Source organism: Streptomyces sp. NPDC090108 (assembly GCF_044747185.1).
GTDB lineage: Bacteria > Actinomycetota > Actinomycetes > Streptomycetales > Streptomycetaceae > Streptomyces.
The window spans coordinates 326540-338575 of record NZ_JBIVDQ010000001.1; the positions used below are offsets into that span (position 1 = coordinate 326540).

Consider the following 12036-nt stretch of genomic DNA (forward strand, 5'->3'; position numbering starts at 1 on the left):
CCGCTCGGCCCTCGCGACGCCGGGTCACCGCATCAGCACGCCCGCTCCTTCCGCCGCCTCTCCCGACGGCGCCGCCACCAGGCCCAGTTCGGCGCCTGAGGCCAGCAGCCGGTGGGAGGGGAGGATGCGCACCGTGTAGCCGTACGGGCCGGTGCGGTCCAGGAAGAGCGGGCCCTCGTAGAGCCAGCGGCCCTCCAGGTCGGGGTTGCCGACCGGTTTCAGCGGCACGCTGCCGGCGTCGGTGATCCGGTCGGCGGAGTCGACCCGGCCGGAGACGGCCTGCACCTCGACGTCGTCCGGGGTCAGGTCGCCGAGCGCCACCCGCACCCGGAGACCCACGCTGGTGCCGAGCTCCGCGGTGGCCGTCGTCGCCGTGGCCTCCACGTGGTCGACGCTCACCCCGGGCCACGCGGCCCGCACCCTGCCCTTCCAGGCGGCCAGCTCACGCGCCGTGTCCGGGGTCAGCGCGCGGTGGGCCTGGGCGGCGGGGGTGTAGAGGCGGTCGACGTACTCGCGGACCATCCGGCCGGCCAGCACCTTCGGACCGAGCAGGGTCAGGGTCTGGCGGACCATCTCGATCCAGCGGTCGGGCAGTCCCGCGCGTCCCCGTTCGTAGAAGCGCGGGGTGATCCGCTGTTCCAGCAGGTCGTACAGGGCGGCCGCCTCGATGTCGTCCCGCCGGTCGGTGTCCATGGCCGAGCCGTCCGCGGTCGGGATCGCCCAGCCGAAGTCCGGCTGGAACCACTCGTCCCACCAGCCGTCCAGCACCGAGAGGTTGAGACAGCCGTTGAGGGCGGCCTTCATCCCCGAGGTGCCGCAGGCCTCCAGCGGGCGCAGCGGGTTGTTCAGCCAGATGTCGCAGCCCGGGTAGAGCTTCTGCGCCATCGCCATGCCGTAGTCGGGCAGGAAGACGATCCGGTGCCGGACCCGCGCCTCGTCCGCGAACCGCACGAGTTCCTGCACCAGCCGCTTGCCGCCGTCGTCCGCCGGGTGCGCCTTGCCCGCGACGACGATCTGCACCGGCCGCTCCGGGTCCAGCAGCAGCCGCGTCAGCCGGTCCCGGTCCCGCAGCATCAGCGTCAGCCGCTTGTACGACGGCACGCGCCGGGCGAAGCCGATGGTCAGCACGTCGGGGTCGAGCACGCCGTCGATCCAGCCCAGCTCCGCGTTGCCCGCGCCCCGCTGCCGCCAGGAGACGCGCAGCCGGTCGCGCACCTCCATGACCAGCTGTTCGCGCAGCGTGCGGCGCAGCTCCCAGATCTCCTGGTCGGGGATGTCCGCGACCAGGTCCCAGCGTTCGGAGCCGCCGACGGTCAGCGCGTCCTCGGCCCGGTGCGCGCCGATCTGCCGGGCGCCCAGGCGCAGCACCTCGGGCGCGACCCAGGTCGGGGCGTGCACCCCGTTGGTGACCGAGGTGATCGGCACGTCCTCGGCGTCGAATCCCGGCCACAGTCCGGCGAACATCTCCCGGCTGACCTGGCCGTGCAGCAGCGACACCCCGTTGGCCCGCTGGGCGAGCCGCAGGCCCATCACGGCCATGTTGAACAGGCCGGCCTCGCCGCCCGGGTACGTCTCCATGCCGAGCGCCAGGATGCGCGCCACGTCGATGCCCGGCAGCTCGGCGTCGGGCCCGAAGTGCCGGGCCACCAGATCCCGGTCGAACCGGTCGATGCCGGCGGGCACGGGGGTGTGCGTGGTGAACACGGTCCCGGCGCGTACGGCCTCCAGCGCGGGGTCGAAGCCGAGGCCGCCCGCGCACAGCTCGGCGATCCGCTCCAGGCCGAGGAAGCCGGCGTGCCCCTCGTTGGTGTGGAACACCTCGGGCTCCGCGTGCCCGGTGAGCCGGCAGTAGGTCCGTACGGCCCGCACACCTCCTATGCCGAGGAGCATCTCCTGGAGCAGCCGGTGTTCGCTGCCGCCGCCGTAGAGCCGGTCGGTCACACCGCGCTCGCCGAGGTCGTTCTCCTCCACGTCGGAGTCGAGCATCAGCAGCGGCACCCGGCCCACCTGGGCCACCCAGATCCGGGCGTGCAGCGCCCGGCCGCCGGGCAGCGCGAGGGACACGCCCGCGGGGGTGCCGTCGGCCTCCTTCAGCTGGGTGACCGGCAGCTCGTTGGGGTCGAGCACCGGGTAGTGCTCCTGCTGCCAGCCGTCCCGGGACAGGGTCTGGCGGAAGTAGCCGTGCCGGTAGAGCAGTCCGACCCCGATCAGCGGCACGCCGAGGTCACCGGCCGCCTTCAGGTGGTCGCCGGCGAGGATGCCGAGGCCGCCGGAGTACTGGGGCAGGGCGGCGGTGACGCCGAACTCGGGCGAGAAGTAGGCGACGGCCGCGGGCAGGCCGTCGCCCTGGCGCTGGTACCAGCGGTCGCCGGTCACGTAGTCGTGCAGGTCGTCGGCGGCCGCGGTCAGCCGGCGCAGGAACCGCCGGTCCTCGGCCAGCTCGGCGAGCCGCGCGGGACCCACCCGGCCCAGCAGCCGGACCGGGTCGCCCTCGGCGGCGGCCCAGTGCTCGGGGTCGACGGACTGGAACAGATCGCGCGTCTCCGCGTGCCAGGACCAGCGCAGATTGCGCGCCAGGTCGCTGAGCGGCCGGAGGGGTTCGGGGAGAACGGGACGGACGGTGAACCGACGGATCGCCTTCACTCTTCCACCTAGGACGCGTGTCGCGGGTGAGACGCACGGCGCTGTACGTCTCGTCGTCAGTTTCGACGGTAGTGGTTACCGGGGCGTCGGTGGGGAGGCATCCGGGTGAAGCGGTCGGGACGGGACGGATCGGAACGGAACGGCACCCTCAGCGGAGCCGGCCCCTCCGCCCCCGCGACCGCGCCCCCCGCCGCTGTCCGGTATCCGCCCCTCCCCGCCCATCCCCGGGCAGACGGAGGGGAGTTGATGCCTTGTGGGTGGGAAACCGGAAAAAGGGGCCGGTCTTGTACGTAGACATACGCGCGAGTAGTTAACAAAGTGCCGGATTGCCCACCCGAAACACTTGGGAAGGCTCCTCCGGTACGACCCCGAAGGCGCAGTCCCGCACAGCCGCAGGACCCACGTCGCCCATCCATCCGCCCACACCCACGTTGACGCGGACAGGAGCGGTCATGCCCGCCACGCACCACTCGTCAGCACGCCCGACCACCAGCAGGAAGGCCAGCGGGAAACCGGTGGAGCCGGACACCGGCGACACCGCAGGCGCACCACCGTCACCGGAGCGACCGGCCCCGGCCCGTGACCGCGCGGCCCCCGCCCACGAGCCGCCCCAGGGCCGTTCCCCCCGCCGGGAGAAGCGCTCCGGGCCCGTGACCCAGGGGATGCCGGGCGGTCCGGTGACGCCGGACACGCCGGTGACACGGGGGACGCGGACCGAACCGGCCGCACCGGTGCCGCCGGCGGAAGCGGTCGGGCCACTCCCCGCGGCGACACGGGCGGAACGGGTGGCGCACGGGACGGGCGGGCCGGGTGCGACTCCCGCGCCGGCCGCCGGGGGCACGGTTCTCGGCCGTATTCCCGTCCTCGACGTCCGCCCCGCCGTACGGCAGGGACGCCGGCCCGCGAAGGCGGTGCCCGATGAGCCGTTCGAGGTGTCGGCCACCGTGTTCCGGGAGGGGCACGACGCCGTCGCCGCCCATGCCGTCCTGCGCGGCCCCGACGGACGGGAGGCCTCACGGGTCCCGATGCGGGAGCTCGCCCCGGGCACGGACCGCTGGGGTGCCACGGTCAGCGCGGACGAGCCCGGTCGCTGGACCTACACGGTGGAGGCCTGGTCGGACCCGATCGGGACCTGGCGGCACACCGCGCGGATCAAGATTCCGGCGGGCATCGACACCGGTTCGGTGCTGGAGGAGGGCGCGCGGCTCCACGAGCGTGCGGCCAGGGGGGTCCCCGAGCCGCAGCGGGGTGTCGTCCGGGACGCGGCGGCTGCCCTGCGCGACGACGGCCGTCCCGCCGCCTGGCGCCTCGCGGCGGCGCTGACGCCCGAGGTGGCGGAGGTGCTGACCCGGTTCCCGCTGCGGGAGCTGGTCACGGCCTCGGACGTGATGCCGCTGCTCGTGGAGCGGGAGCGTGCCCTGTACGGGTCGTGGTACGAGTTCTTCCCGCGCTCGGAGGGGACGGCGGAGCAGCCGCACGGCACGTTCCGGACGGCGGCCCGGCGGCTGAAGGCGATCGCCGACATGGGCTTCGACGTCGTCTACCTCCCGCCGGTGCACCCGATCGGCACCACGTTCCGCAAGGGCCGCAACAACACCCTGGACGCCACGCCGGACGATGTCGGTGTGCCGTGGGCGATCGGCTCCCCCGAGGGCGGTCACGACGCGATCCACCCCGATCTGGGCACGCTCGACGACTTCGACCACTTCGTCGGCCGGGCACGGGAGTTGGGGCTGGAGATCGCTCTGGACTTCGCGTTGCAGTGTTCTCCCGACCATCCCTGGGTGCAGAAGTACCCGGAGTGGTTCCACCACCGTCCCGACGGCACGATCGCGTACGCGGAGAATCCGCCGAAGAAGTACCAGGACATCTACCCGGTCGCGTTCGACGCGGACATGGACGGGCTGGTCGCGGAGACCGTGCGGGTGCTGCGGCACTGGATGGAGCACGGGGTGCGGATCTTCCGCGTCGACAACCCGCACACCAAGCCGGTCGTGTTCTGGGAACGGGTCATCGGCGAGATCAACGGCGCCGACCCGGACGTCATCTTCCTGGCCGAGGCGTTCACCCGCCCCGCGATGATGCACACCCTCGCGCAGGTCGGTTTCCAGCAGTCGTACACGTACTTCACCTGGCGCAACACCAAGCAGGAGCTCACCGAGTACCTGACCGAGCTGTCGGGCGAGGCCGCCTCGTACATGCGGCCGAACTTCTTCGCCAACACCCCCGACATCCTGCACGCCTACCTCCAGCACGGCGGCCGCCCCGCGTTCGAGATCCGCGCCGTCCTCGCCGCCACGCTGTCCCCGTCCTGGGGCGTCTACAGCGGCTACGAACTGTGCGAGAACACCGCGCTGCGGGAAGGCGGCGAGGACTACCTCGATTCGGAGAAGTACCAGCTCGTCCACCGCGACTGGGAAGCCGCCGCACGCGAGGGCCGCACCATCGCCCCCCTCATCACCCGCCTCAACACCATCCGGCGGGAGAACCCGGCCCTGCGCCGGCTGCGCGACCTGCACTTCCATCACGCCGACAAGGACGAGGTGATCGTCTACTCGAAACGCAGCGGTTCGAACACGCTTCTGGTGGTCGTCAACCTCGACCCCCACGTCACCCAGGAGGCCACGGTGTCGTTGGACATGCCGCAACTCGGCCTGGAATGGCACGAGTCGGTACCGGTGCGCGACCTGCTCACCGGCGAATCCTTTCACTGGGGCAGGGCCAACTATGTGCGACTCGAACCGGGTCGTCGACCCGCGCATGTCTTCTCGGTTCTGCGACCGTCCAACCCGCAGATCGGGGGGTCACCCGCCATATGATCGTCAACGAGCCCGTCCCGGACACATTCGAGGACACTCCCGCCAAGGACCGGGACCCGGAGTGGTTCAAGCGCGCCGTCTTCTACGAGGTGCTGGTCCGCTCCTTCCAGGACAGCAATGGTGATGGTGTCGGCGACCTCAAGGGCCTGACGGCCCGGCTCGACTACCTGCAATGGCTCGGAGTCGACTGCCTGTGGCTGCCGCCCTTCTTCAAGTCGCCGCTCCGTGACGGCGGTTACGACGTCTCGGACTACACCTCCGTGCTCCCCGAGTTCGGCGACCTCGCCGACTTCGTGGAGTTCGTCGACGCCGCCCACCAGCGCGGCATGCGCGTCATCATCGACTTCGTCATGAACCACACCAGCGACCAGCACCCGTGGTTCCAGGAGTCCAGGCGCGATCCGGACGGTCCGTACGGGGACTACTACGTCTGGGCCGACGACGACAAGCAGTACCAGGACGCCCGGATCATCTTCGTCGACACCGAGGCCTCCAACTGGACGTACGACCCCGTACGCAAGCAGTACTACTGGCACCGCTTCTTCTCGCACCAGCCGGATCTGAACTACGAGAACCCGGTGGTGCAGGAGGAGATCATCTCCGCGCTGAAGTTCTGGCTGGACCTCGGCATCGACGGGCTCCGTCTCGATGCCGTGCCGTACCTGTACCAGCGGGAGGGCAGCAACTGCGAGAACCTGCCGGAGACCCACGAGTTCCTGAAGCGGGTCCGCAAGGAGATCGACGACCAGTACCCCGACAAGGTGCTGCTGGCGGAGGCCAACCAGTGGCCCGAGGACGTGGTCGACTACTTCGGCGACTACGCCTCCGGCGGCGACGAGTGCCACATGGCCTTCCACTTCCCCGTGATGCCGCGCATCTTCATGGCGGTGCGCAGGGAGTCCCGTCATCCCGTCTCGGAGATCCTGGCCAAGACCCCCGCCATTCCGTCGAACTGCCAGTGGGGCATCTTCCTGCGCAACCACGACGAGCTGACCCTGGAGATGGTCACCGACGAGGAACGCGACTACATGTGGGCGGAGTACGCCAAGGACCCGCGGATGCGGGCCAACATCGGCATCCGCCGCCGTCTCGCGCCCCTGCTCGACAACGACCGCAACCAGATCGAGCTGTTCACCGCGCTGCTGCTCTCCCTGCCCGGCTCGCCGATCCTCTACTACGGCGACGAGATCGGCATGGGCGACAACATCTGGCTCGGCGACCGCGACGCGGTACGCACCCCGATGCAGTGGACCCCCGACCGCAACGCGGGATTCTCCTCCTGCGACCCCGGCCGGCTGTTCCTGCCCACGATCATGGACCCCGTCCACGGCTACCAGGTCACCAACGTCGAGGCCGCCATGTCCTCGCCGTCCAGCCTGCTGCACTGGACCCGCCGCATGATCGAGATCCGTAAGCAGAATCCTGCCTTCGGACTGGGGTCCTACACCGAGCTGCCGTCGACGAACCCGGCGGTGATCGCCTTCCTACGGGAGGCCCCCTTGTCGAAGGAGGGAGGAGACGACCTCGTGCTGTGCGTGCACAACTTCTCCCGGTTCCCGCAGCCGACCGAACTCGATCTGCGGGCCTACGACGGGCGGCACCCCGTCGAACTGATCGGCGGGGTGCGCTTCCCCGCGATCGGTGAACTGCCGTACCTGCTCACCCTCGCGGGACACGGCTTCTACTGGTTCCGGCTGCGCCGCGACACGGTGTAGCGGCCCCCGGGCGGGCCGGTTTCCGCCGTCCCGCCCGGGGCACGCGACAGACATCCCCCGACGATCCGGGGAAAGGACATGACGCCCATGGCGGAAACGGTCACCCCCTCCGACACCACCACCGGCCCTGCCGGACACCTTCTCTCCTCGCTCGATCCCCTGCTGCGCCAGTGGCTGCCCCGGCAGCGCTGGTTCGCCGGCAAGGGGCGCCCGCTCACCGGCTTCACCCCCGTGGCCGTCACCGAACTCCTCCCCGGCACCGGGCGGATGGGCCTGTACCACCTGCTCCTGCGGGTGCACCAGCCACCCGCGCCCGGCGCCCCGCCGCACCCCGGCGACTGCTACCAACTGCTGATAGGCGTGCGCGAGGCGCTGCCGCCCCGGCTCGCGCCCGCGCTGATCGGCCATGTGACGGACGGCCCGCTCGCCGGCCGCACGGTGTACGACGCCCTCCACGACCCCCGGCCGGCCCAGGTGCTGCTGGAGGCCCTGCGCACCCGGGCCCGCGTGGGCGTCCTGCGTTTCGAGCGGGAACCGGACCAGGAGATCCGGGACGGGCTCGTGGCCCGGCTGCTCACCACGGAGCAGTCCAACTCCTCGGTGGTCTACGGCGACACCTTCATCCTGAAGCTGCTGCGCCGGGTCGTGGCCGGCGTCAACCCCGATCTGGAACTCCCTCTCGCGCTGGCCCGCGAGGGCTGCGCCCGGGTGCCCGCGCCGACGGCGTGGATCCGTGCCGAGCTGGGTGAGGAGCCGTATGTCCTGGCCGTCCTCCAGCCGTTCGTGAACGGCGCGGCCGACGGCTGGGAGCTGGCGCTGCGCGAGCTGGCCAAGGGCGAGGACTTCGCGGCCGAGGCGCGGGCGCTCGGCCGGGCCACCGCCGAGGTGCACACCGCCCTCGCCCGCGCGCTGCCCACCGCGACCCTCGGACAGGCCCAGCTCGGGCCGCTGGTGGACGGCATGCGCGAACGGCTCGCGGCGGCGGTCACGGCGGTGCCCGCGCTGGTGCCGTACGAGAGCGGTCTGCGGTCGGCCTTCGACGCGCTGGCCGCGCTCGCCGCGGAGGGCCACACCTGGACCGCACAGCGCGTCCATGGCGACCTCCACCTCGGCCAGTGCCTGCGCTCGCCGTCCGGTGACGGCGGTGACGCGCCGGACGGCGGCGGGACCTGGTCGCTGATCGACTTCGAGGGGGAGCCGGCCCGGCCGCTGGCGGAACGGCGCATGCCGCAGCCGCCGGAGCGGGACGTCGCCGGGATGCTGCGCTCCTTCGACTACGCGGCCCGTTCCGCGGCGCCGCCCGCGCCGGCGTGGGCGGACACCTGCCGGGCCGCCTACTGCTCGGGGTACGCCGAGGTCTCGGGGACCGATCCCCGCACCGACCCGGTGCTGTTGCGGGCGTTCGAGACCGACAAGGCGGTCTACGAGGTCGTGTACGAGGCCCGGCACCGCCCCGACTGGCTCGCCGTCCCGCTCGCCGCGGTCCACCGCCTCGCCGCGGCTCCCCCTGTCCGGCCCGACCTGCCCCGACCCCCCCGGGAGACTCGTCCGTGACGTCCAAGAAGCCCGCCCGCTCGAAGAACAAGTCCACGAGCAAGTCCACGAGCAAGTCCGCCAGGAAGAGGAACGGGAGCGGGAACGCGGACCGGGGCGCGCGCGGCTCCGCCGCGCCCGCCGCGGCCGCCGTCCCGCGCGCCCGCACCCCGGAGCCCGACCCGGCCCCGTCGGAAGCGGCGCACACGGAGCCCGCGGCGGAGGCCGGGCTCGCCGAACCCCTCGGGACCGCGCCGGACGCCGGGGGCACCGAGGCATTCGGGACCGCGCCGGACGCCGGATCCCCGGAGAGCGCGCCGGCCGCCGGGACGGAGATCGCCGTGTCGCCCGCGATCGACGCCGGCGACCGTGAGCGGCTGCTGAGCGGCACCCACCACGCCCCGCACGCCGTGCTCGGCGCGCATCCGGTCCCCGGCGGCGTCGCGTTCCGCGCCTACCGGCCCTGCGCGCGGGCGGTCACTGTCGTGTCCGGCACGCTCCGGGCGGAGCTGCACGACGACGGCGACGGCTTCTTCTCCGGGCTGCTCCCGCTGGCCGGTGTACCGGCCTACCGCCTGCTCGTGACGTACGACGGCACCGCGCACGAGACCGAGGACGCCTACCGTTTCCTGCCCACGCTGGGCGAACTGGACCTGCACCTGATCGGCGAGGGCAGGCACGAGCAGCTGTGGCAGGCGCTCGGGGCGCGGGTCATGACCCACCAGGGGGTGACGGGCACCCGCTTCGCGGTGTGGGCACCGAACGCGCGGGGCGTCCGAGTCGCGGGGGGCTTCAACTACTGGGACGCGAGCGGGTTCCCAATGCGTTCGCTCGGTTCGTCCGGGGTGTGGGAGCTGTTCCTGCCCGGCGTCGGTGAGGGTGAGCTGTACAAGTTCGAGATCACCCGCCCGGACGGCTCGCGCACGCTGCGCGCCGACCCGCTGGCCCGCCGTACGGAGGTGCCGCCGGCCACGTCCTCGATCGTGGACGCCTCGCACCACGAGTGGGGCGACGCCGAGTGGATGGCGCACCGGGGCGACACCCCCGTGCACGAGGCGCCGTTCTCGGTGTACGAGGTGCACCTGCCCTCCTGGCGTCCCGGTCTCACCTACCGGCAGCTCGCCGAGCAGCTCCCTGCGTACGTCACCGATCTGGGCTTCACGCACGTGGAGCTGATGCCGGTCGCCGAGCACCCCTTCGGCGGCTCCTGGGGTTACCAGGTCACCGGTTTCTACGCGCCGACGGCCCGGCTCGGCACCCCGGACGACTTCCGGTACCTGGTGGACCGGCTGCACCAGGCGGGCATCGGGGTGCTGATGGACTGGGTGCCCGCGCACTTCCCGCGCGACGAGTGGGCGATGGCCGAGTTCGACGGACGCCCGCTGTACGAGCACCACGATCCGCTGCGGGCCGCCCATCCCGACTGGGGCACGCTGGAGTTCGACTTCGGCCGGCGCGAGGTGCGCAACTTCCTGGTGGCGAACGCCGTGTACTGGTGCGAGGAGTTCCACATCGACGGGCTGCGCGTGGACGCCGTCGCCTCGATGCTCTACCTCGACTACTCGCGCGAGCCGGGCCGGTGGACGCCGAACCGCTTCGGCGGCCGGGAGAACCTGGACGCGGTGGCCTTCCTCCAGGAGATGAACGCCACCGTCTACCGGCGCTGCCCCGGGGTGGTGACGATCGCCGAGGAGTCCACCGCCTGGGACGGGGTCACGCGGCCCACGCACCACAAGGGCCCGAGCGGCTTCGGGGGCCTCGGCTTCGGGCTGAAGTGGAACATGGGCTGGATGCACGACTCGCTGGGGTACATGAGCCACGATCCCGTGCACCGGGCCTACCACCACCAGGAGATGACGTTCTCCATGGTGTACGCCTACAGCGAGAACTACGTCCTGCCCATCTCGCACGACGAGGTCGTCCACGGCAAACGGTCGCTGGTGTCGAAGATGCCCGGCGACTGGTGGCAGCAGCGCGCCAACCACCGCGCCTACCTGGGCTTCATGTGGGCCCACCCCGGCAAGCAACTGCTGTTCATGGGGCAGGAGTTCGCGCAGGGCGCCGAGTGGGCGGAGGCGCACGGCCCCGACTGGTGGCTGCTGGACCCGGCCTACGGCGCCGCGGCGGACCACCGGGGGGTGCGCGACCTGGTCCGCGACCTGAACTCCCGCTACCGGCAGGCCCCGGCGCTGTGGCAGCGGGACACCGACCCGGCCGGCTTCCGCTGGGTGACGGGCGACGCGGCCGACGACAACGTCCTGGCGTTCCTGCGGTACGACGCGGCGGGGAACCCGCTCCTCGCGGTCTCCCACCTGTCACCGGCGGTCCGCCACGACTACCGCCTCGGCGTCCCCGAGGACGTCCCGGCCTGGCAGGAGGTCCTCAACACCGACGCGGCACGCTACGGCGGCGGTGACGTCACCAACCCGGACGCCGTGAAACCCGATGCCCAGCCCTGGCACGGCCGGCCGGCGAGCATCCGCCTCACCCTGCCGCCCCTGGCGACGGTGTGGCTGCGCCCGGCCTGAGGCGGCGGAGAGCCTGAGGCAGCGGGAAGGGGGCCGGGGGTGATGCCCCTCGGCCCCCTTCCCCGTCCGGCCCGGGCGCCGCCCGGGCCGGCCGCCCGGTCGGTCAGCCGGGGGTCGCGAAGACCTGGACGGCGTAGTCGCCGCTCACGGCGACGCCGGTGTCCTTGTAGGAGCAGTTGACGATCGTGCCGCGGTGGGCCGCGCTCTTGTTCCAGCCGTCGAGGATCTTCTGGGCGTCGGTGGTGCCCCAGGACATGTTCTCGGAGCCGGAGGACGGGTTGTAGCCCGCGTCCTTCATGCGCTGCTGGATGCTGGAGCCGTCGGAACCGGTGTGGTTCGTCAGGTGGTTCTTGCTCGCGTCGTCGGCGAAGACCTGTGCGGCCTTGGTCAGTTGCGCGTTCTCGTTCAGTGCGGGGCAGCCGGCCTTGGCCCGTTCGGCGTTGACCAGCTGGAGGATCTCGGAGGGCGAGGCGGTGGGTGCGAGGGCCGTCGCGGCGCCCGCTCCGGCCGCTCCCGCGAACAGCAGCGGTCCGGCGCAGGCGACGGCGCACAGACAGCGCACGCGTGTGGACGTGATCCGCATGGGAATGCCCCTTCGATCGGCGGTATCGGCGAGGTGTCCCCCGGACTCCCGTGAGAGATGTCGACGGGTCGGCGTGGTGGGCACGGACACGTACGGCGAGCGCCCGTCTGAACCCTGTCTCCCGCGGCGGGTCATAGGGATGTGCCCGGCGCCTGCGCTCGCTCCACTCCACCGTACGCCCGGTGCCGTGGTCCCACGACCGGAGTAACGGGACC

Annotated in this window: 6 protein-coding genes; 4 read left to right on the forward strand and 2 right to left on the reverse strand. The window is 72.1% G+C overall.

From position 1 onward, the window contains the following. Positions 1-24: 24 nt before the first annotated feature. The gene (locus ACIPRD_RS01400; protein ID WP_356403862.1) at positions 25-2643 is read right to left on the reverse strand and encodes a glycosyltransferase family 1 protein; all 2619 of its coding nucleotides are present in this window, start codon (positions 2641-2643) and stop codon (positions 25-27) included. A 662-nt stretch (positions 2644-3305) separates the two neighbouring features. Between ACIPRD_RS01400 and ACIPRD_RS01405 the strand changes: the two genes are divergently transcribed. From ACIPRD_RS01405 to glgB, 4 genes are all read left to right on the forward strand, one after another. Further along, entirely contained in the window at positions 3306-5462 is a 2157-nt protein-coding gene (locus ACIPRD_RS01405; protein ID WP_401559995.1) for a maltotransferase domain-containing protein, read from the forward strand. Further along, a complete protein-coding gene (gene treS / locus ACIPRD_RS01410) occupies positions 5459-7177 on the forward strand; it encodes a maltose alpha-D-glucosyltransferase (RefSeq protein ID WP_401558974.1) in 1719 nt (572 codons plus the stop codon). The genes ACIPRD_RS01405 and treS overlap by 4 nt, the downstream gene beginning before the upstream one ends. An 87-nt stretch (positions 7178-7264) precedes the next feature. Further along, positions 7265-8731: a maltokinase gene (locus ACIPRD_RS01415; protein ID WP_401558977.1), complete on the forward strand. Its 1467-nt coding sequence runs from the start codon at positions 7265-7267 to the stop codon at positions 8729-8731. Next, positions 8728-11238: a 1,4-alpha-glucan branching enzyme gene (gene glgB / locus ACIPRD_RS01420; protein WP_401558980.1), complete on the forward strand. Its 2511-nt coding sequence runs from the start codon at positions 8728-8730 to the stop codon at positions 11236-11238. Before ACIPRD_RS01415 ends, glgB begins: the two co-directional genes overlap by 4 nt. 103 nt (positions 11239-11341) lie before the next feature. On the opposite strand, the gene ACIPRD_RS01425 is transcribed toward glgB, so the two are convergent. Continuing rightward, the gene (locus tag ACIPRD_RS01425) at positions 11342-11821 is read right to left on the reverse strand and encodes a CAP domain-containing protein (RefSeq protein ID WP_356411733.1); all 480 of its coding nucleotides are present in this window, start codon (positions 11819-11821) and stop codon (positions 11342-11344) included. Positions 11822-12036 lie beyond the last annotated feature (215 nt).